The organism is Mycobacterium alsense (assembly GCF_002086635.1).
In the GTDB taxonomy this organism is placed as follows: Bacteria; Actinomycetota; Actinomycetes; order Mycobacteriales; family Mycobacteriaceae; genus Mycobacterium; species Mycobacterium alsense.
Genome location: NZ_MVHD01000045.1, coordinates 14,909 through 37,107, shown reverse-complemented (window position 1 = coordinate 37,107; position 22,199 = coordinate 14,909). Strand labels below are relative to the sequence as shown.

Below are 22,199 nucleotides of genomic sequence, written 5' to 3'. Positions count from 1 at the left end.
AAGTCCCCCTAACCTCGATCAGCATGCCGGTAGCGATCCCGACGGTTGTTTGCGACGGTGTGGTCACGGCTGACACACCGGGTCGCGGCGTGCCCGCGAAAAAGCCCAGGTTGACGGCGCGAAGCTGCGCCAACAGGAGCCGCCCGGCACGGCTGGCGGGCGCCCTGCCGGCTACCTATGCTGGTGCGCTGTCGCGCGTGCGGACCGAGCCAGGGACCGCCCGACACCAGCCAGCGACTAGGAGGGTCACCCCTTGACCGTCACACCTCATATCGGTGGACCGCTCGAGGAGTTACTAGAGCGCACCGGGCGATTCTTCACCCCGGGCGAGATCTCCGACGACCTGCGCACCGTCACCCGGCGGGGCGGCCGGGAGGGCGACGTCTTCTACCGCGACCGGTGGAGCCACGACAAAGTGGTCCGCTCCACCCACGGGGTCAACTGCACGGGGTCCTGCTCGTGGAAGATCTACGTCAAGGACGGGATCATCACCTGGGAGACCCAGCAGACCGACTACCCATCGGTGGGCCCCGACCGGCCCGAGTACGAGCCGCGCGGCTGCCCGCGCGGCGCGTCGTTCTCGTGGTACAGCTACTCGCCCACCCGGGTGCGCTATCCCTACGCCCGCGGCGTGCTGGTCGAGATGTTCCGCGAGGCCAAGGCGCGGCTCGGCGACCCCGTGCTGGCGTGGGCCGACATCCAGGCCGACCCCGAACGCAGGCGCCGCTACCAGCGGGCGCGCGGCAAGGGCGGGCTGGTGCGGATCGCCTGGGCCGAGGCCACCGAACTGATCGCGGCCGCGCACGTGCACACCATCAAGACCTACGGCCCGGACCGGGTCGCGGGCTTCTCCCCGATCCCGGCGATGTCGATGGTCTCCTACACCGCCGGCTCGCGCTTTTACGAGCTGATCGGCGGCGCGATGACGTCGTTCTACGACTGGTACGCCGACCTGCCGGTGGCGTCGCCGCAGGTGTTCGGCGACCAGACCGACGTGCCGGAGTCGGGGGACTGGTGGGACGCGGCGTATCTGATGATGTGGGGCTCCAACGTGCCGATCACCCGGACCCCCGACGCGCACTGGATGGCGGAAGCCCGCTACCGCGGCACCAAGGTGGTGACCGTCAGCCCCGACTACGCCGACAACACCAAGTTCGCCGACGAGTGGATGCCGTGCGCCGCCGGGACGGACGGTGCGCTGGCGATGGCCATGGGCCACGTGATTCTTTCGGAATGCTATGTGCAGAAACGGGTCCCGTTCTTCGCCGACTTCGCGCGCCGCTACACCGACCTGCCGTTCCTGATCAAGCTGGAGCAGCGCGGCGACATGCTGGTGCCGGGCAAACACCTGACGGCCGCCGATATCGGCGGGGCCGTCGAAAACGCCGCGTTGAAGCCGGCGGTGCTCGACGAGGCGACGAATTCCGTTGTGGTGCCTCACGGTTCGCTCGGATTCCGGTACGGCGAGGACGGCGTCGGCAAGTGGAACCTGGATCTCGGCGACGTGCTGCCGGCGCTGAGCGTCGCCGATGCCCCCGCCGGCGACGGTGACGATAGTGACCCCGGCCCCGCGCTCGTGCACCTGCCCAGCTTCGACACCGTCAACGGCGAAGGCTGCACGATCGCACGGGGCGTGCCTGTGCGCCGATTCGGTAAACACCTGGTGTGCACGGTATTCGACCTGATGCTCGCCCAGTACGCGGTGGCACGCCCCGGGCTGCCGGGCGAATGGCCCACCGGCTACGACGACGCGACGCACCAGAACACCCCGGCCTGGCAGGAACCGATCACCGGCGTCTCGGCCGCGCAGGCGATCCGCGTCGCCAGGGAATTCGCCCGCAGCGCCGACGAATCCGGCGGCCGCTCGATGATCATCATGGGCGGCGGCATCTGCCACTGGTTCCACGCCGACGCGATCTACCGCGCGGTGCTCGCGCTGCTGATGCTGACCGGGTCGATGGGCCGCAACGGCGGGGGATGGGCGCACTACGTCGGCCAGGAGAAGGTGCGGCCGCTCACCGGGTTTCAGACCATGGCGATGGCCACCGACTGGTCGCGACCGCCGCGGCAGGTGCCCGGCGCCTCGTACTGGTACGCCCATACCGACCAGTGGCGCTACGACGGGTACGGCGCCGACAAGCTGAGCAGCCCGGTGGGCCGCGGCAGATTCTCGGGCAAGCACACCATGGACGTGTTGGCCTCGGCGGTGGCGATGGGATGGAGCCCGTTCTATCCGCAGTTCGACCGGTCCAGCCTGGAACTCGCCGACGCGGCGCGCGGCGCCGATCGCGACGTCGCCGAGTACGTCGCCGACCAGCTCGCCCAGCGCAAGCTCAAGCTCGCCGTGACCGACCCCGACAACCCGGTCAACTGGCCACGGGTGCTGACCGTGTGGCGGGCCAACCTGATCGGCTCGTCGGGCAAGGGCGGCGAGTACTTCCTGCGCCATCTGCTGGGCACCGATTCCAACGCGACGGCGCAGCCGCCGGAAGACGGCGTGCGGCCGGTCGACGTGGTGTGCGACGGCGAGATCCCCGAGGGCAAGCTCGATTTGATGATGTCGATCGACTTCCGGATGACCTCGACGACGCTGGTGTCGGACGTCGTGCTGCCGGCGGCCACCTGGTACGAGAAGGCAGACCTGTCCAGCACCGACATGCATCCCTACGTGCACGCGTTCAGCGCCGCCACCGATCCGCCGTGGGAAACCCGTTCGGACTTCGACGCTTTCGGTGCCATCGCCCGCGCGTTCAGCGCGATGGCCAAGCGCCATCTGGGCACCCGCAGCGACGTGGTGCTCACCGCGCTGCAGCACGATACCCCGGACGCGATGGCCTATCCCGACGGCATCGAGAGGGACTGGCTGCGCAACGGCGCCACCCCGGTCCCGGGGCACACGATGGGCAAACTGACCGTGGTGGAACGCGATTACACCGCGATCTACGACAAGTGGCTGACGCTGGGCCCCCTCGTCGATCAGTTCGGGGTGACCACCAAGGGCATCACGGTGCATCCGTTCCGGGAGGTCGAGGAGCTGGCCGCCAGGTTCGGCGTGCTGAGTTCCGGTGTGGCCGCCGGCCGTCCGGCCATCACCACCGCGCAGCGGATGGCCGACGTGCTGCTGCTGCTGTCGGGCACCACCAACGGCCGGCTGGCCGTCGAGGGCTTCCGGGAGCTGGAGAAGCGCACGGGCCAGCGGCTGGCGCACCTGGCCGAGGGCAGCGAGGAGCGCCGCATCACCTACGCAGACACCCAGGCGCGCCCAGTCCCGGTGATCACCAGCCCGGAATGGTCGGGCAGCGAAACCGGCGGGCGCCGGTACGCGCCGTTCACCATCAACATCGAACACCTCAAGCCGTTCCACACGCTCACCGGTCGGATGCACTTCTACCTGGCCCACGACTGGGTCGAGGAACTCGGCGAGCACCTGCCGGTGTTCCGGCCGCCACTGGACATGACGCGGCTGTTCGGCCAACCCGAGCTCGGTCCGACGGACGACGGCATCGGGCTCACCGTGCGGTATCTCACCCCGCACTCGAAGTGGTCGTTCCACTCCACCTACCAGGACAACCTGTACATGCTGTCGCTGTCGCGGGGCGGCCCGACGATGTGGATGAGCCCCGGCGACGCCGCGAAAATCAAAGTGCGCGATAACGACTGGGTCGAGGCGGTGAACGCCAACGGGATCTATGTGTGCCGGGCGATCGTGTCGCACCGGATGCCCGATGGCGTGGTATTCGTCTACCACGTCCAGGAACGCACCGTGGATACCCCCCGCACCGAGACCAACAACAAGCGCGGCGGCAACCACAACGCGCTGACCCGGGTGCGCATCAAGCCCAGCCACCTGGCCGGCGGCTACGGCCAGCACGCGTTCGCCTTCAACTACCTCGGGCCCACCGGCAACCAGCGCGACGAGGTGACCGTCGTGCGCCGTCGCAGCCAGGAGGTGCAGTACTAGCGATGAAAGTAATGGCGCAGATGGCGATGGTGATGAACCTCGACAAGTGCATCGGCTGCCACACCTGCTCGGTCACCTGCAAACAGGCGTGGACCAACCGCAGCGGCACCGAGTACGTGTGGTTCAACAACGTCGAAACGCGTCCGGGACAAGGCTATCCGCGTACCTACGAGGACCAGGAGCGCTGGCGCGGCGGGTGGATCCGCGACAAGAAGGGCCGGCTGCGGCTGCGCGATGGGGGCCGCCTCAGCAAGCTGCTGCGGATCTTCGCCAACCCGAAGCTGCCCACCCTCGACGAGTACTACGAGCCGTGGACCTACGACTACGAGAATCTGACCACGGCGCCCGCGGGCGACACCTTCCCGACGGCCGCCCCGCGCAGCCTGATCACCGGCAAGCCGATGAAAGTCTCCTGGGGACCTAACTGGGACGACAACCTGGCCGGGTCGCCCGAAATCCTATCCGGTGACCCGATTTTGAAGAAGGTCAACGACGAGATCAGGCTCAAGCTCGAAGAGACCTTCATGTTCTACCTGCCCCGGATCTGCGAGCACTGCCTCAACCCCTCGTGTGTGGCCTCGTGCCCGTCGGGCGCGATGTACAAGCGCAGCGAGGACGGCATCGTGCTGGTCGACCAGGACCGCTGCCGTGGCTGGCGGATGTGCGTTTCCGGATGTCCCTACAAGAAGGTGTATTTCAACCACAAGACCGGCAAGGCCGAGAAGTGCACGCTGTGCTACCCGCGGATCGAGGTGGGCCTGCCGACGATCTGCTCGGAGACGTGCGTGGGCCGGCTGCGTTACCTCGGGCTGGTGCTCTACGACGCCGACCGGGTGCTCGAGGCGGCGTCGGTGGAACGCGACACCGACCTTTACGAGGCGCAGCGCCGGATTCTGTTGGACCCCAGTGCCCCCGAGGTGATCGCGGCCGCACGTGCCGAGGGGATCACCGACGAGTGGATCGAGGCCGCGCAGCGCTCGCCGATATACGCGCTGATCAACAAGTACAAGGTGGCGCTGCCGTTGCACCCGGAGTACCGGACCATGCCGATGGTCTGGTACATCCCGCCGCTGTCGCCGGTGGTCGACGCGGTCAGCCGCGACGGGCACGACGGCGAGGACCTGGGCAACCTCTTCGGCGCGCTGGACGTGCTGCGGATCCCCATGCAATACCTGGCGGAATTGTTCACCGCCGGCGACACCACGGTCGTCGAGGGCGTGTTGCGGCGGCTTGCGGCGATGCGCTCCTACATGCGCGACATCAACCTCGGGCGGGAGACCCAGCCCCACATCCCGCACGCCGTCGGGATGACCGAGGAAGAGATCTACGAGATGTACCGGCTCCTCGCGATCGCGAAATACGAAGAGCGGTACGTCATTCCGACCGCCTTCAGCCCCCAGGCCAAAGATCTGGAGGAGATGGGGTGCTCGCTGTCGGGCGAAGGCGGCCCGGGGATGTACGAATCGGGCCCGTTCGGCGAGGGAAGCGGCGCCCCGGTGCCGGTTGCCGTGGAGACCTTCCACGTCCTCAAACAACAGCGTCAGCGCGGTGAGGCCGCCACCGGCGGCGACGTCGCCGAGCGCTCCCGCGGGGGCGGCCGCTCCCGGGTGAACCTGCTCACCTGGGACGGTAACGGCACGCCCGCGGGCCTGTTTCCGGAGGCCGGCGGATGAGGCTGCCGCGACAGGTGCGCGGCCGTGCGCGCGACCGCACCATGCAGGACCGGCTGGTGTGGCAGGCTGCGTCGCTGCTGCTGGCCTACCCCGACGGGGGATTCGCCGACCGGCTGGACACCGTCGAGGAGCTGCTGGGACACCTCGACGGCCCGGCGGCCGCGCTGCTCGGCCGCACGGTTGCGGCCCTGCGCTCCCTCGAACCGATGGCCGCCGAGATGGACTACGTCGAGACCTTCGACATGCGCCGGCGCAACACCATGTACCTGACCTACTGGACCGCCGGGGACACCCGCAACCGCGGCCGGGAGATGCTGACGTTCGCGACCGCCTACCGCGCCGCCGGCGTCGAACCGCCGCGCTCCGAGGCGCCTGACCACCTGCCCGTCGTGCTGGAATTCGCCGCGACCGTCGACCCCGAGGCGGGGCGCCGCCTGCTGGCCGAGCACCGGATTCCGATCGACGTGCTGCGGGGCGCGCTGGCCGATGCCGGCTCGCCCTACGAACACACCGTCGCGGCCGTCTGCGCGACGCTGCCGGCGGCCACCGACCAGGACGTGCGCCGAGCCGAACGGCTCGCGAAGGCCGGGCCTCCCACCGAAGCCGTTGGGCTGCAACCGTTTACCCTGACCGTCCCGCCGAAGCGCACCAAGGGGGCCTGACGTTGGTTCACATGAAGCTGCTCGAGATCTTCTGGGACGACATCCCTTACGCCGTTCTGGCGGCCGCGGCCGTCGGCACCTGGTGGCGCTACCGCTACGACAAGTTCGGCTGGACCACCCGGTCGTCACAGATCTACGAGTCGAAGCTGCTGTCGATCGGCAGCCCGATGTTTCACTTCGGCAGCCTCGCGGTCATCTTGGGCCACATCATGGGCCTGTTCGTCCCGGAGTGGCTGACCCGGGACATCGGCATGAGCGATCACATCTATCACCTGCAGGCGCTGCTGCTCGGCGTGCCCGCCGGGTTCGCCACGCTGATCGGCATCGGGCTGCTGGTCTACCGGCGCCGCGCCTACGGACCCGTCTACCTGTCCACCACCCGCAACGACAAGCTGATGTACTTCGTGCTGGTGTGCGCCCTGGTCGCCGGGATGTGCTGCACCCTGGCCGGCGCCACCCACTTCGGGGAGCTGCACGACTACCGGCAGAAGGTGTCGGTCTGGTTCCGGTCGATCTGGATCCTCGACCCGCGCGGGGACCTGATGGCCCACGCCGCGTTCTACTACCAGATCCACGTGTTCATCGCGCTCGCGCTGTTCGCGCTGTGGCCATTCACGCGGTTGGTGCACGCGTTCAGCGCCCCGATCGCCTATCTGTTCCGGCCCTACATCGTGTATCGCAGCCGCGACGTGGCCGACACCCCCGAATTGATCGGCACGGCGCCGCGCCGCCGCGGCTGGTAGCGCCGGTGGTCCGGTTCGCCATCTGACGCGCCCGGCTGCCAGAATCTCCGACGTGCCATTCCGCAACGTCGCCATCGTCGCCCACGTCGACCACGGGAAAACCACCCTGGTCGACGCGATGCTGCGGCAATCCGGCGCCCTGCACGAGCGCGGCGAGGTGCAGGAACGCGTGATGGACACCGGCGACCTGGAGCGGGAAAAGGGCATCACCATCCTGGCCAAGAACACCGCCGTCCACCGCCACCACCCGGATGGCACGGTCACCGTGATCAACGTGATCGACACGCCCGGGCACGCCGACTTCGGCGGCGAGGTGGAGCGCGGTCTGTCCATGGTGGACGGGGTGCTGCTGCTGGTCGACGCCTCGGAGGGCCCGTTGCCGCAGACGCGGTTCGTGCTGCGCAAGGCGCTGGCCGCCCACCTTCCGGTGATCCTTGTCGTCAACAAGACCGACCGCCCCGACGCCCGCATCGCCGAGGTGGTGGAGGACAGCCACGACCTGTTGCTCGACGTGGCCTCGGATCTCGACGACGAAGCGGCCGCCGCGGCCGAGCAGGCGCTGGGCCTGCCGACGTTGTACGCCTCCGGGCGCGCCGGGGTGGCCAGCACCACCCAGCCGCCCGACGGCCAGGTGCCGGACGGTACCAACCTGGACCCGCTGTTCGAGGTCCTCGAGGAGCACGTGCCGCCGCCCAAGGGCGACCCGGAGGCGCCGCTGCAGGCGCTGGTCACCAACCTCGACGCGTCGGCCTTCCTGGGCCGGCTGGCGCTGATCCGCATCTACAACGGGCGCATCCGCAAGGGCCAGCAGGTCGCCTGGATCCGCGAAGTGGACGGCCAGGAGACGACGGCGACGGCCAAGATCACCGAGTTGCTGGCCACCGAAGGCGTGGAGCGCACGCCGACCGACGAGGCCATCGCCGGCGACATCGTCGCCGTGGCCGGCATCCCGGAGATCATGATCGGCGACACGCTGGCCGATCTCGCGAATCCCGTTGCCCTGCCGAGGATTACCGTGGACGAGCCGGCGATCTCGGTGACGATCGGCACCAACACCTCGCCGCTGGCGGGCAAGGTGCCCGGCCACAAGCTCACCGCCCGGATGGTGCGCAGCCGGCTGGACACCGAACTGGTGGGCAACGTGTCGATCCGTGTCGTCGACATCGGCGCACCCGATGCCTGGGAGGTACAGGGCCGCGGCGAGTTGGCCCTGGCCGTGCTGGTCGAGCAGATGCGCCGGGAGGGCTTCGAACTGACCGTGGGAAAGCCGCAGGTGGTGACCAAGACCGTCGACGGCAGGCTGTGCGAGCCGTTCGAGGCGATGACCATCGACTGCCCGGAGGAATTCGTCGGCGCGGTTACCCAGCTGATGGCCGCCCGCAAGGGACGCATGGTCGACATGGCCAACCACACCACCGGCTGGGTGCGGATGGACTTCGTGGTCCCCAGCCGCGGCCTGATCGGTTGGCGCACAGACTTTCTCACCGAGACCCGCGGCACCGGCGTCGGGCATGCGGTGTTCGACGGCTACAAGCCGTGGGCGGGGGAGATCCGGGCCCGCCACACCGGCTCGCTGGTGTCCGACCGGTCGGGAACCATCACCCCGTTCGCGCTGCTGCAGCTCGCCGATCGCGGCCAGTTCTTCGTCGAGCCGGGCCAGGACACCTACGAGGGCATGGTCGTCGGGATCAACCCGCGCCCGGAGGATCTCGACATCAATGTCACCCGTGAGAAGAAGCTGACCAACATGCGGTCGTCGACGGCCGACGTGATGGAGACGTTGTCCAAGCCGCTGGAACTCGACCTCGAACAAGCCATGGAGTTCTGCGCGCCCGACGAATGCGTCGAGGTGACGCCCGAGATCGTGCGGGTCCGCAAAGTCGAGCTGGACGCCACCGCGCGGGCCCGCAGCCGGGCGCGGGCCAAGGCCCGGGGCTAGCGCCCGTGGTTAGCCGGGCCGCCGGTCGGGCGCTCGATACCCTGATGTCCGTGCCGCGACGAGCCCGCCGACCGTTCATGACGGCCGGCGCCGTCGTCTCGCTGGTCGTGCTCGCGCTGGCGGCGTGCACGGTCAAACCCCCGCCGGCGCCGCAAAGCACCGACACCCCGCACAACTCCCCGCCGCCCCCGCAGCGGCCCACCCAGATCATCATGGGCATCGACTCGATCGGCCCCGGGTTCAACCCGCACCTGTTGTCCGACCTGTCGCCGGTGAACGCGGCGATCAGCGCGCTGGTGCTGCCCAGCGCGTTTCGGCCGGTGCCCGACCCCACCACGCCGACGGGCTCGCGCTGGGAGATGGACCCGACGCTGCTGGTGTCCGCGGACGTGACCAGCCAGAACCCGTTCACCGTGACCTACACGATCCGGCCCGAGGCGCAGTGGACCGACAACGCCCCGATCGCGGCCGACGACTTTTGGTACCTGTGGCGGCAGATGGTCAGCCAGCCGGGCGTCGTCGACCCGGCCGGATACGACCTCATCACCGGCGTGCAATCGCTCGAGGGCGGCAAGCAGGCCGTGGTCACCTTCGCGCAGCCGTATCCGGCCTGGAAAGAGCTGTTCAGCAACATCCTGCCGGCGCACATCGTCAAGGACGTTCCCGGCGGTTTCGCCGCCGGGCTGGCCCGCACGCTGCCGGTCACCGGCGGGCAGTTCCGCGTGGAGGGCATCGATCCGCAGCGCGACGAGATCCTGATCGCGCGCAACGACCGCTACTGGGGCCCGCCCGCCAAGCCCGCCCTGATCCTGTTCCGCCGGGCCGGGGCGCCGGCCGCGCTGGCCGACTCCGTGCGCAACGGCGACACCCAGGTGGCGCAGGTGCACGGCGGCTCGGCCGCCTTCGCGCAGCTGTCGGCCATCCCGGACGTGCGGACCGCACGGATCGTGACGCCGCGGGTCATGCAGCTCACGCTGCGCGCCAACGAGCCGAAGCTGGCCGACACGCAGGTCCGCAAGGCGATCCTGGGGCTGCTGGACGTGGACCTGCTGGCGGCCGTGGGCGCCGGCAGCGACAACACCGTCACGCTGGACCAGGCCCAGATCCGCTCGCCCAGCGACCCCGGCTACGAGCCGACCGCGCCCCCGGCGATGACGACGCCGGCGGCGCTGGCGTTGCTCTCGGCGGCCGGCTATCAGATCGAGGCCACCTCGTCGACGTCGGCGGCGCCGACCCCGCCGACCAGCGGGCCGCCGGAGGTGGTCCGGGGCCGGATCAGCAAGGACGGCCAGCAGCTGTCACTGGTCATCGGGGTGGCGGCGAACGACCCCACCTCGGTCGCGGTGGCCAACACCGCCGCCGACCAGCTGCGCAACGTCGGCATCCTCGCGACCGTGATGGCGCTGGACCCGGTGACGCTGTATCGCGACGCGCTGAACGACAACCGGGTGGATGCGATCGTCGGCTGGCACCAGGCCGGCGGGAACCTGGCGACTCTGCTCGCCTCGCGTTACGGCTGCCCGGCCCTGCAGTCCACGCAGGTGCCGACCCCGAGCGCCTCGGCCCCCGGTACCCCCGGCGCCGGCGGGCCCTCGCCGCCCCCCGGGCCGGGGCCGGGCAGCACCGCGGCGTCCTCGGTGACGCCCACCCCGACGCCGCCCAGCCGCCCGCCCGAGCCCGGCGCGCTGGTGCAGGCGCCGTCGAACCTCACCGGCATCTGCGATCGCAGCATCCAGTCGAACATCGACGCCGCCCTCAACGGCACCAAGCCCATCAACGACGTGATCACCGCGGTCGAACCGCGGCTGTGGAACATGTCGACGGTGTTGCCGATCCTGCAGGACACCACCATCGTCGCGGCCGGCCCGAGCGTGCAGAACGTCAGCCTCTCGGGCGCGGTGCCGGTCGGCATCGTGGGCGATGCCGGGCAGTGGACCAAGACCGGCCCGTAAAGGCTCGCCGACCCGCGTCAATTTCTGAAAACAACAATTTCCGAAACGCCTGTTTGCGCCCCGTCGAGGCGATAGGCTCTGCTCGTCCCCGGCAGCCCGGAACGCGGAGCCTCACCGACCGGGCGTATTCGTCTCACGGAGGTGCACGATGTCGTTTCTGATTGCGACGCCGGAGTTGGTGTCGGCGGCGACCGCGGACTTAACGAACCTCGCTTCGGCGATCGGCTCGGCCAACGGCGCGGCGGCCGCCGCGACGACCGGGATATTGCCCGCCGCGCTCGACGAGGTGTCGGCCGGAATCGCGGCGATGTTCGGCGCGCACGGCCAGCTGTATCAGGCGCTCAGCGCGCAGGCCGCGCAGTTCCACGAGCAGTTCGTGCAGACCATGGCGGCGAGCGCCAGCGCGTACGCCAACGCCGAGGCCAATGTCGTGCAAACCCTGTCCGGGTCGACGCCCGCCGCGGCGGCCCAAGCCGCGGCGAACACGCCGGGCAGCCTGCTCCAGCAAATCGAGACGGCCCAGATCAACTTCAACACCAACCTGCTCGCGAGCGAGCTCACGTTCAACAAGTCGTTGCTCACCAACGAGGTCGCGCTGGAGCGTGCGATTTTCGGCACCGATAGCGCGCTCAACGGCGTGGTCAACCGCACCTTCAACGTCGGCAACCTGCTGTGGGGCACGGCGCAGCAAACGCTCAACACCATTGTGGGCGCGCCGGTTCCGACGAACTTCACCTCCAGCCTGCTGCAGGGGAGCTCGGCGCAGGTGTTCAACAGCGGCGCGATCGGCGGGCCGCTGGGCGCCTTCGATCAGAGCCTGGTGGTCGGCGCCGACTTCGCCGGTCTCGTCCTGAGCAGCCCGCCCGGGCAGGCGTTGCTGAGCGCGCTCCCCGCGTCCACCCAGGCGGCGATTCTGAGCGCGCCCGGCAATTTCCTGCAGGGGCTCGAGACGTCGCAGATCAACTTCAACACCAACCTGATCAAGAGCGAGTTCGCCTTCAACAACACGTTGCTCACCAACGAGGTGGGGCTGGAGAAGGCGATCTTCGGCACCGATTCCGCGCTCAACGGCACGGTCAACCGCGCCTTCAACGTCGCCAACCTCTTGGTTGGCACCGGCCAACAGGCCTTCAACGGCCTCACGGGTGCGCTGCCGCCGCAGCTGGCCTTCAACCAGAGCCTGCTCACGGGAACCGGGCAGCAGACCTTCAATGGCGGACAGATCGCCGGGCTGGTGGGGGCCTTCGACCAGAGCCTGGCGTTCGCTGCCGACGTGGCCGGCCTGTTCACCGGCGCGTAAAAACCGGCGGCCGGGGGATCCGAGGCCCCCGGTTCGGCATCGAACCCGATGGAAATGTAACGAATTAATCACGGTTTAATCGGAACGACTATTTGCATTCGTTAGTTATTGCAAATAGGCATTTTCAGCGTGCCATTTCGATACGCTTCGGCCATCGCGAAACCCGCCCAATGGGCAAAGGGGGGGATTGCGTTCAGTTCGCGCTGAGCCGGGGAGGTCAGAGTGTCGTTTCTCATTGCGGGGCCGGAGCTAATCGCCGATGCGGCATCGAATTTGGCGAATATCGGTTCCCTCATCGGGTCGGCCAACACCGCGGCGGCCGCCGCGACCACGGGGGTGCTGCCCGCCGCCGCCGACGAGGTTTCGGCGCAAATTGCGGCGCTGTTTTCCTCGCACGCGGCGGGCTACCAACAGCTCAGCGCGCAGGCGGCGGTGTTCCACCAGCAGTTCGTGCAGAATTTGGCCGCGGGGGCCGGCACGTATGCCGCCGCCGAGGTAAACGTCGTGCAGACCCTGGCGAACGCCTTGCCCGCCGCCGCCATCGACATCAGCGGTGGGCTGGGGGCGCTGGGGGCGACCCTGAGCGCCGAGCTCGCCGGGCTGGGCGCCTCGCTCAATGCCGCGGTGTCGGCCAGCTTCGGTGCGAACGTGCTGGGGCTGGCGCCACTCGGCTCGGCCATCGCGACGCAGGTCAACGGCGGGCTGTCGGCGCTGGCGCAGACCGGCGGGGCGCTGGCGACCAACATCGGCACCGGGCTGTCCGGGCTTTCGGGCGGCTTCGACGCCGCCCTGCCGGGCCTGCAGGCCAGCCTCAACGGCGGGCTGTCCGGGCTGGGCGGTTCGCTCAATGCCGCTTTGTCGGGCAGCCTGGGCGGCAGCCTCGCGGGGTTGGCGCCGCTCGGTGCGGCGCTGGCGGCGAACTTCAACGGTGGGCTGTCGGCGCTGGCGCAGACCGGGGCGGCGCTGTCAAACAGCTTCAATGCCGGAATCGCCGGCCTGGCAACGGGTTTGAGCGCCGCGCTGCCCGCCCTTTCGGGTGGTTTCGCCGCCATGCTGCCGGGGCTGCAGGCCAGCCTGGGCGGGGGCCTGTCGGGCCTGAGCGGCGCGATCAACGCCGCGCTGTCGGGCGGCTTCAACATCGGCGGCAGCCTCGCGGGGCTGGGGCCGCTCGGCGCGACGCTGGCGGCGGACATCAACAGCGGGCTGTCGGGATTGGCGCAGACCGGGGGTGCGCTGGTGACCAGCCTGGGCGCCGGGCTGCCGGGGCTGAACGGCGCGATCAACGGTGCTTTGAACGCGGCGCTGTCGGGCGGCTTCGGCGGCAGCCTGTCGGGCCTGGGCGCCGGGCTGTCCGGTCTGTTGCAGACGGGCGCGTCGCTGTTCGGCAACCTGCCCGGCCTGACGGGCGGCTTCGGCTTCGCGCTGCCGGCCAACCTGAACGCCGCACTGGCCGCCCTGGGCGGCGCCTTCGGCTTCAGCCCGAGCCTGGGCGTCAGCATCAGCGCCGGACTGTCCGGCCTGAGCGCCCAGCTCAACGCCGCGCTGAATGGCGGTCTGGCCCTTGGGCTTTCGGGGCTGCCCACGCTGCTGGCCAATCTGGTGGCGCCGTTCCAGGCGTTGTTCACCGCGGCCTCACCCGCCGCCTTCTTCGCGCAGTTGCAGGCGATGGAGCTCGGCTTCAACACGGCCCTGATCACCAACGAGCTCGGCTTCAACGCGGCCCTGGTGGCCCAGGAGACGGCGCTGGAGACGGCCCTGTTCGGCGGCACCGGCGCCGTCGGCGGCACGCTGGACAGCTTCTTCAACTTCTGGAACATGGTGCTGGGCACCGGCGAGGTGACCTTCGACAGCCTGCTCGGGGCGCAGCTTCCCGCGGGCGGCGCCATCCTGGCGAGCCTCCTGGTCGGCAACCCCGCCAACATCATCGGCGGCGGCGCGCTCGGTGGCATCCTGGGCGCCGCCGACGACAAGTTCCTGTGGGACCTCAACGTCGTCGAGGGCGTGGTCGGCGCGTTGACCGGCAACGGCTCGCTGCAGGCGTCCCTGGGTGCGGCCATCAACGGCCTGGGCCTGCAGGCGTCGCTCACCGGTGCCCTCAACGGGTCGCTGTTCGCCGGACTGCCCGCGACGGGGGCGGCGCTGGTGGCCGCGCCGATCGCCGGGCTGCAGGGGCTGGCGTCGGGCCAGATCGCGTTCGTCAACAACCTGGTCACGGCCGAGACGAACTTCAACACGAACCTGCTCGCCAGCGAGATCGCTTGGGAGACGAGCACGTTCGGCACCAACAGCGCCCTCAACGGGGCGCTCAACCGGCTCTTCAACGTGGGCAACCTGTTCATATCCACCGGGGAACAGACGGTCAACTCCCTGCTGACCGGAACGCAGGTCCCCGCGCTGTTCCTGACCGGCAGCGCCGCGCAGGTCTTCAACGCGGGCAACATCGGCGGCCTGGAGGGCATCTTCAACCAGAGCCTGGCGTTCGGCGCCGACCTGGCCGGGCTGTTCACCGGATCGGTCAGCACCCCGCCGCCGGTGGTGATGGGTTAAGAAACCCCGGCAGATCAGCCGCCGGCCGCGCGCCGTCGCGGCGGGATCACGGTGTCGACGACCAGCTCCAGCTCCCGCCGGGTCGGCGGTTCGCCGGTGAGCAGGAAGTGGTGGTTGATCAACGCCGGCCCGACCCGCGCGGTCAGCGGGGTGACAGTGGCGGCGTCGATGTCGCCGTCGTCGACCGCGGCCCGCAGGATCGACTCGACGATCTCGAGGCGCGGGCCCACCACCGCGTCGGCGAAGATCGCGCGCATCTCCGGCTCGTGCAGCAGCTGGTGGATGATCACCATGCCGGGGAAGGCGGTCTTTCCCGCCAGGATGTCGCGGTGCGAGACGAACACCGCCAGCAGGTTCTCCCGGGCCGAGCGGCCGGACCGCAGCTCGGGCACCGGCGGCAGGGCGTAGACGAGGGCGGCGTGCACCAGATCGTGCTTGCTGCACCAGCGCCGGTACAGCGCCGCCTTGCCGGTGTGGGCGCGCGCCGCGATCCCCTCCATCGTCAGCCCGCCGTACCCGACTTCGGCCAATTCCGCCAGCGTCGCCTCATAGAGCGCCCGCTCGAGCACCTCGCCCCGGCGACGGCTCCGGGCGTTGGCGCGGTCCTCGGCTAGCTGCGGCATTTCTCGATAGTAGCCGCCCGCGTTCCTATTGGCGGCGCGGTATGGTGCGTCCATGCCCGAGACCCCGCGGCTGCTGTTCGTCCACGCCCACCCCGACGACGAAACCCTCAGCAACGGCGCCACCATCGCGCACTACGCCGCCCGCGGGGCGCAGGTGCGGGTCGTGACCTGCACGCTCGGCGAGGAGGGTGAGGTCATCGGCGACCAATGGGCGGAGCTGGCCGTCGACCGCGCGGACCAACTCGGCGGCTACCGGGTCACCGAACTCACCGCGGCCCTGCGCGCGTTGGGCGCCGGCGCACCCTGTTATCTCGGTGGCGCGGGGCGGTGGCGCGACTCGGGCATGCCGGGCACGCCCCCGCGGCGGCGCCAGAGGTTCATCGACGCCGACGAGCGCGAGGCCGTCGGCGCGTTGGTCGCCGTCATTCGCGAGCAGCGCCCGCACGTCGTGGTGACCTACGACCCCAACGGCGGCTACGGCCACCCCGACCACGTCCACACCCACACCGTCACGACGGCCGCCGTCGCCGCGGCAGGCACCGCCGACTACCCCGGCGAACCCTGGGCGGTGCCGAAGTTCTACTGGGCGGTGTTCGCCGCCAGCGCCTTCGCCGCGGGATGGGCGGCGCTGGATCGCCAGGACCTGTTACCCGAGTGGACCGTCCCGCCATACGACGAGTTCGACTTCGGCTACGCCGACGCCGGCATCGACGCCGTCATCGAGACCGACCCGGACGCGCTGGCCGCGAAGGCCGCCGCGCTCGCCGCGCACGCCACCCAGGTCGTGGTCGGGCCGACGGGCCGGGCCTGCGCCCTGTCGAACAACATGGCGCTGCCGATCCTTGGCGAGGAGCATTACGTGCTGGCCGGCGGCGTCGCGGGGGAGCGCGACGGGCGCGGCTGGGAGACGGATCTGCTCGCGGGACTTGACTTCACCGCCCCCGCAACGCGGTAGGCTGCCAAACAGGCAGCCACGGAAGGAATTCGCATGGACCCCGACCTGGACCCCAACCTGCAGCACTGGCAGGACAGGCTCGACAGCTTTCAGTGGGTCATCGGCTCGATTCTCTCCAACATCGACAGCGTCCCGACCTGATCGAAACCAAACCGCGCGCCGCGCCCGTCCCGGACAGCGGCGCGACAGATCCCGCGATTCGTTTCGTTGTCCTGGCGCTCCTGGCCGTCGACGGGATCCTCTCCGCGCTGATCGGCGCGCTGCTGCTGCCTACCTATATCGGTGCGATTCCGTTTCCCATCAGTGGGCTGATCAGCGGCCTGCTCAACGCGGCGCTCGTCTGGGCGGCGGGCCTGTGGGCGCGGTCCGCGCGCGTGGCGGCGTTGCCGCTATGGACGTGGCTGCTGACGGTGGCCGTGATGAGCGTGGGCGGCCCGGGCGGCGACGTGATCCTGGGTGGCCGGGGGCTGATGGCCTACGGGGCGCTGGTCCTGATCGTGCTCGGGGTGACGCCGCCGGTGTGGGTGCTGTGGCGGCAAAGCCGGCGCTAGCCGCTAAGGCGCGTTGACGCCGATCGGGGGCAGGGGCGGCAGGAAGCCCAAGAACCAGTTGATCTCGGTCTGGATGAAATAGTTGATCGACGCCGACGTGGCCGCGGCGAAGTTGTTCAGCCCCTGGGCGAACGTGATCGAACCCCCCAACCAGTCCAGGATGTTGAACAGACCGCTCTGCACCATGGGCTCGAACAGGTTGTAGAAGAACATGATCTGCGGCCCCAATATCCACCCGATCCAGGGCACCCACCCCGCCGCGTACGAGGCCAGCTCGAAGCCGTACTGCACCCACGGCTCGATCGCGAGATAGGCGGACTCGATCGCGGCGCCGATGGGCGTGAACGCGTTCGCCGCGGTCACCGCGGCGGCGTTGGTCATGGCGGCCGGGGCGAGCAGCGCGCCGGCCGCGGTCAGGGCGCGGATTCCGCTGGTGGTGCCAAACAGCGCGGCGGCCTGGCCGGCCACGGCCTGGACGCCGCCGCCGAACGTGCCCAGGACGCTCTCGACCTGGTTCGCGGCGCTGGACACCGCGCTGGAGACGGCGCCGCCGGCCGCACCGGCGATGCCGCCACCTGCGCCCGCGAGCGTTTGCGCGGCGCTGGACTCGGCCGCGGCGTACGCGTTGGCGCCCGAGGTCAGGGTCTGGACGAACTGCTCGTGGAACTTGGCGATCTGCGCACTGACCTGCTGATATCCCAGCCCGTGCTCGGAGAGGAACGCGGCGACCTGAGCCGAGACGTCGTCGGCGGCGGACGCCACCACCGCCGACGTCGGCACCGAGGCGGCCGCGTTGGCCGTGCTGAGCGTCGAACCGATCCCGGCCAAATCCGAAGCCGCCGTGGCCAGCGCCTCCGGAGCCGCGAATAGGAACGACATCCGGCACCTCCTTGTGGACGGATGGTATCGCGATCGCAGCTGGCTAGCGGGCAAGTCGCCAAAACGCATAGATAAGGCACCCGGCGGCGCCCGCCGAGGCCGGGATGTCGATAGCGGGCCGGCTCGGGCGTGCCGCTACTGTTGCCCGTATGGCACCGCTGCCCCAGAATTTCCCAGGTTGGACGGGCGGATGAAATTGGATCGCGGGGAAGTTACACCAACGTGCCGCTAACACCGGAGCCGTCGGCGCCCGTCGCTCTGCCCAGCCCCGTCGTCCCGGCCGTGGATTCGTCGAAGGTCTCGCCGCAGCCCAGCGCGTCGGCGTTGCGCCGGGTCCTGCGGCGCGCCCGCGACGGGGTGGCGCTGAACCTCGAGGAGTCGGCCATCGCGATGACCGCCCGCGGCGACGACCTCGCCGACCTGTGCGCGAGCGCGGCGCGGGTGCGCGACGCGGGCCTGGAATCGGCCGGGCGGCGCGGCCCCGGCGGCCGGCTGCCCATCAGCTATTCGCGCAAGGTGTTCATCCCGGTCACCCACCTGTGCCGCGACTCCTGCCACTACTGCACGTTCGTCACCGTCCCGGGCAAGCTGCGCGCTCGCGGGGCCGGCATGTACCTGGAGCCCGACGAGATCGTCGACCTCGCCCGCCGCGGGGCCGAACTCGGTTGCAAGGAGGCGCTATTCACCCTCGGCGACCGGCCCGAGGACCGCTGGCCGGAGGCGCGCGACTGGCTGGGTGAACGAGGCTACGACTCGACGCTGTCCTATGTCCGGGCGATGGCGATCCGGGTGCTCGAGGAGACCGGGCTGCTGCCGCACCTGAACCCCGGCGTGATGAGCTGGTCGGAGATGTCGCGACTCAAGCCGGTGGCGCCGTCGATGGGCATGATGCTCGAGACGACGTCGCGGCGCCTGTTCGAAACCAAGGGCCTCGCGCACTACGGCAGCCCGGACAAGGACCCGGCGGTTCGCCTGCGCACCCTCACCGACGCCGGGCGGCTGTCCATCCCCTTCACCACCGGGCTGCTCGTCGGCATCGGCGAGACGCTGGCCGAACGCGCGGACACCCTGCACGCGATCCGCAAGTCGCATAAGGAGTTCGGGCATGTCCAGGAAGTGATCGTGCAGAACTTCCGGGCCAAGGAACACACCGCGATGGCCGCGGTACCCGACGCCGGGATCGAGGACTACCTGGCCACGGTCGCGGTCGCGCGGCTGGTGCTCGGGCCCGGCATGCGCATCCAGGCGCCGCCGAATCTGGTGTCGCGCGACGAGTGCCTGGCGCTGGTCGCGGCCGGCGTCGACGACTGGGGCGGCGTCTCGCCGCTGACGCCCGACCACGTCAACCCCGAACGGCCGTGGCCCGCGCTGGACGAGCTGGCCGCCGTGACCGCCGAGGCCGGCTACGACCTGGTGCAGCGGTTGACCGCCCAGCCCAAATACGTGCAGGCCGGCGCCGCATGGATCGACCCGCGAGTGTCCGGACACGTTGCGGCCCTTGCCGATCCGGCCACCGGCCTGGCCCGCGACGTCAATCCTGTCGGCAGGCCATGGCAGGAACCCGACGACGTGGAGTCCGCCGGCCGGGTCGACCTGCACGCGGCGATCGACACCGAGGGCCGCAACACCGAGGCGCGCAGCGACCTGCAGAGCGCCTTCGGCGATTGGGAGTCGATCCGGGCGCGCGTGCACGAGCTGGCCGCGCAAGGCGCCAAAGCGCCGGAACGCCTAGACACCGACGTGCTCGCCGCGCTGGCCTCGGCCGAACGCGATCCCGCCGGCTGCACCGACGCCGAGTACCTCGCGCTGGCGACCGCGGACGGCCCCGCCCTGGAAGCCGTTGCCGCGCTGGCGGATTCGCTGCGCCGCGACGCCGTCGGTGACGACGTGACGTTCGTCGTGAACCGCAACATCAACTTCACCAACATCTGCTACACCGGCTGCCGGTTCTGCGCGTTCGCGCAACGCAAGGGTGACGCCGACGCGTATTCGCTGTCCACCGAGGAGGTGGCCGACCGCGCGTGGGAGGCCCACGTCGAGGGTGCGACCGAGGTGTGCATGCAGGGCGGCATCGATCCCGAGCTGCCGGTCACCGGGTACGCCGACCTGGTGCGCGCGGTCAAGGCCCGTGTGCCGTCGATGCACGTGCACGCGTTTTCGCCGATGGAGATCGCCAACGGCGTCACCAAGAGCGGGTTGAGCATTCGCGAGTGGCTGACCAGCCTGCGCGAGGCCGGCCTCGACACCATCCCGGGCACCGCGGCCGAGATCCTGGACGACGAGGTGCGCTGGGTGCTCACCAAGGGCAAGCTGCCGACGTCGATGTGGATCGACATCGTGACCACCGCGCACGAGGTGGGCCTGCGGTCGTCGTCGACGATGATGTACGGGCACGTCGACAGCCCGGGGCACTGGGTCGCCCACCTGAACGTGCTGCGCCGGATCCAGGACCGCACGGGCGGTTTCACCGAGTTCGTGCCGTTGCCGTTCGTGCACCAGAACTCGCCGCTGTACCTGGCCGGCGCGGCGCGACCAGGGCCCAGCCACCGCGACAACCGGGCCGTGCACGCGCTGGCGCGAATCATGTTGCACGGCCGCATCTCCCACATCCAGACCAGCTGGGTCAAGCTCGGCGTCGAGCGCACTCGGGTGATGCTCAACGGCGGCGCCAACGACCTGGGCGGCACCCTGATGGAGGAGACCATCTCGCGGATGGCCGGTTCGGAGCACGGGTCGTCGAAGACCGTGGCGGAGCTGACCGCGATCGCCGAGGGCATCGGGCGCCCCGCGCGCCAGCGCACCACGACCTACGCCCCGCTCGCGGCGTAACCCCCACCCCCTCATCGCCCCTCACCGCGACCACGCCTGTCTGCACGGCGACACGCCGTAATTCAGGCAATTTGCGGACCCTCGCGGCTGGATGAGGCGCGATGGGGCGCGATGGGTACCCCCAGAGGGTGCGCCGACGCATCGACGACGAGCGATTCCCCGAATGGCGGCCGTTCACCGAGGCCGTGCAGCGGCGCAGGCCCGACGCCGGCACCTGGTGCGAGGCGTGGACGGTCCGCGACATCGTGGCCCATCAGGCCGGCAACGCCGAGGAGCTCGCCCGGGTGCTGGGGGCTCACCTCCGGGGCGAACCCGTCGGCACCCGCGGCTTCGCCGAACGTGAGGACCCGCTGCGCGCCCTGAGTGACGCGGACCTCTGGGACGCGCTGCACGACCGGATGGCAGCGCTGGACGAGGTCGCCGCCGCGGCGGAGGGCGTGTCGGCGGACACCGACGTCGCGTGGACCGGCCGCACCATGAAGGTGCCCTGGTTCGCCGAGCACATGCGCGAGGAGCTCGTCCTGCACGGCTGGGACATCACCGGAGATAGCGACCTCCGAGTCGGGGCCCCGCTCGCCGAGCCCTGGATGACCTCGCACAGCGTCGTGGCGGTCGGGCGCCCGCTGCTCGCCAAGGGCGCCGAACGGCTGCGCCCGGGGGAGCGAATCGAGGCCCGGCTGCGGGTTCGCAACACCGACGACGTGGCGATCAGCGCCGACGCCGAACACACCACGATTGCGATGGCCGGCCCCGAGGGGCCGGCCACGCTGGAAACCGATGCCGCCGCGCGGGTCTTGCTGCTATGGGGCCGACGCCCCGGCGATCCGTCGCGGATTTGCAGCGACGCCGGGCCCGAAATCTTGGGCCGGGTGCGCCGATTGCTCAGCGGCTACTGACTTTTCGCGCGCTTTCGCGCTCGCTCAGTAGTTGTTGCAGCTGCCGGCCACGGCCAGCACGTCGTTGAAGTACGGCGCGGCCTGCGGCATGGCCTGGATCTGGTGGGCCATCTGCAACCGCTTCGGCGGCGGCGAGGCAAGGAACTGGTGCAGGTAACTCACCGCAATCGGCGACGCGGTCAACTGCGCTGCGGCTGCCGGATCCGTCGCGTTGAGCGCCGCCATCACCTGCCCGTAGTTGCAGGTGGTGTTGATGACCGGATCCAGGGGATCTGCGGATGCGATCCCCGCGCCGGCCGTCAACGCGCACGCCACACCGCCAACGGCAGCGGCAAACTTGGTCAACGACAGCCTCACCATCTATGGACACCTTCCCCATTCAATGCACCGTCCGAAAAACGGCGACGACATCTGCCCAACGGTTGCCGTCTGCGGTCGAGGTTACCAGGCCCCGCGAGCTTTCTTTGCCGCAACGGTTATCGCACAGCAAGCTCTAATCGTAACTATCCGCAGGTGAGCGGCGGTGTGCGGCGCTGTTCGCCAGGAGTGAAACCCGGGCCGCCCCGGGAGAACCCGCGGCCGCGGGCGCGCGGGCGACCCGACGCGCGTCCCCGTTTAGTTGACGTGTATGTGCAACGTCTAGTATCAGTAACCGAAAGCTTTCGCCGACGCGGCCGAAGCGCCGCGGC

General features: G+C 69.9%; 15 protein-coding genes. 12 read left to right on the top strand and 3 right to left on the bottom strand.

Translation table 11 applies throughout. The features are described from left to right. Positions 1-253: 253 nt before the first annotated feature. The 8 genes from BST11_RS20710 (at position 254) to BST11_RS28980 (ending at position 14,777) form a co-directional block, all read left to right on the top strand. A complete protein-coding gene (locus tag BST11_RS20710; RefSeq protein ID WP_083139862.1) occupies positions 254-3,961 on the top strand; it encodes a nitrate reductase subunit alpha in 3,708 nt (1,235 codons plus the stop codon). A gap of 2 nt (positions 3,962-3,963) precedes the next feature. Next, positions 3,964-5,634 (top strand): nitrate reductase subunit beta, encoded by a 1,671-nt coding sequence (narH, locus tag BST11_RS20705; protein WP_083139860.1) that lies wholly within the window; start codon positions 3,964-3,966, stop codon positions 5,632-5,634. Beyond that, positions 5,631-6,296: a nitrate reductase molybdenum cofactor assembly chaperone gene (gene narJ, locus BST11_RS20700; RefSeq protein WP_083139859.1), complete on the top strand. Its 666-nt coding sequence runs from the start codon at positions 5,631-5,633 to the stop codon at positions 6,294-6,296. The genes narH and narJ overlap by 4 nt, the downstream gene beginning before the upstream one ends. 11 nt (positions 6,297-6,307) lie before the next feature. Beyond that, complete coding sequence (narI, locus tag BST11_RS20695) at positions 6,308-7,039, top strand: respiratory nitrate reductase subunit gamma (protein ID WP_083139857.1); 732 nt, start codon at positions 6,308-6,310, stop codon at positions 7,037-7,039. Between the two features lie 52 nt (positions 7,040-7,091). Continuing rightward, positions 7,092-8,978, top strand: coding sequence for a translational GTPase TypA (gene typA / locus BST11_RS20690; protein ID WP_083139856.1), 1,887 nt, complete (start codon positions 7,092-7,094; stop codon positions 8,976-8,978). 44 nt (positions 8,979-9,022) lie between these two features. Continuing rightward, positions 9,023-10,930 carry an ABC transporter family substrate-binding protein gene (locus tag BST11_RS20685; protein WP_169834941.1) on the top strand — a complete coding sequence of 636 codons (1,908 nt, stop codon included), beginning with the start codon at positions 9,023-9,025 and terminating at the stop codon, positions 10,928-10,930. Positions 10,931-11,078: 148 nt separating this feature from the next. Beyond that, the gene (locus BST11_RS20680; protein WP_083139853.1) at positions 11,079-12,230 is read left to right on the top strand and encodes a PE family protein; all 1,152 of its coding nucleotides are present in this window, start codon (positions 11,079-11,081) and stop codon (positions 12,228-12,230) included. A gap of 222 nt (positions 12,231-12,452) precedes the next feature. Further along, positions 12,453-14,777 carry a PE family protein gene (locus tag BST11_RS28980; RefSeq protein WP_083139851.1) on the top strand — a complete coding sequence of 775 codons (2,325 nt, stop codon included), beginning with the start codon at positions 12,453-12,455 and terminating at the stop codon, positions 14,775-14,777. 14 nt (positions 14,778-14,791) lie between these two features. Here the strand turns inward: BST11_RS28980 and BST11_RS20670 are convergent, their stop codons facing one another. Next, positions 14,792-15,400: a TetR/AcrR family transcriptional regulator gene (locus tag BST11_RS20670; RefSeq protein ID WP_083139850.1), complete on the bottom strand. Its 609-nt coding sequence runs from the start codon at positions 15,398-15,400 to the stop codon at positions 14,792-14,794. 52 nt (positions 15,401-15,452) lie between these two features. Between BST11_RS20670 and mshB the strand changes: the two genes are divergently transcribed. Then, on the top strand, positions 15,453-16,355 hold the full coding sequence (mshB, locus tag BST11_RS20665) for an N-acetyl-1-D-myo-inositol-2-amino-2-deoxy-alpha-D-glucopyranoside deacetylase (protein ID WP_083139848.1): 903 nt from the start codon (positions 15,453-15,455) through the stop codon (positions 16,353-16,355). A 92-nt stretch (positions 16,356-16,447) separates the two neighbouring features. Next, complete coding sequence (locus BST11_RS20660) at positions 16,448-16,906, top strand: hypothetical protein (protein ID WP_083139846.1); 459 nt, start codon at positions 16,448-16,450, stop codon at positions 16,904-16,906. A gap of 3 nt (positions 16,907-16,909) precedes the next feature. On the opposite strand, the gene BST11_RS20655 is transcribed toward BST11_RS20660, so the two are convergent. After that, positions 16,910-17,785 carry a PE family protein gene (locus BST11_RS20655; RefSeq protein ID WP_083139845.1) on the bottom strand — a complete coding sequence of 292 codons (876 nt, stop codon included), beginning with the start codon at positions 17,783-17,785 and terminating at the stop codon, positions 16,910-16,912. 222 nt (positions 17,786-18,007) lie between these two features. Here BST11_RS20655 and BST11_RS20650 point away from each other — a divergent pair, with 222 nt between their 5' ends. After that, on the top strand, positions 18,008-20,614 hold the full coding sequence (locus BST11_RS20650) for a bifunctional FO biosynthesis protein CofGH (RefSeq protein WP_083139843.1): 2,607 nt from the start codon (positions 18,008-18,010) through the stop codon (positions 20,612-20,614). A gap of 128 nt (positions 20,615-20,742) precedes the next feature. Beyond that, positions 20,743-21,510 (top strand): maleylpyruvate isomerase N-terminal domain-containing protein, encoded by a 768-nt coding sequence (locus BST11_RS20645; RefSeq protein ID WP_083139842.1) that lies wholly within the window; start codon positions 20,743-20,745, stop codon positions 21,508-21,510. 24 nt (positions 21,511-21,534) lie between these two features. On the opposite strand, the gene BST11_RS20640 is transcribed toward BST11_RS20645, so the two are convergent. Beyond that, positions 21,535-21,867 carry a hemophore-related protein gene (locus BST11_RS20640; RefSeq protein WP_083139879.1) on the bottom strand — a complete coding sequence of 111 codons (333 nt, stop codon included), beginning with the start codon at positions 21,865-21,867 and terminating at the stop codon, positions 21,535-21,537. Positions 21,868-22,199 lie beyond the last annotated feature (332 nt).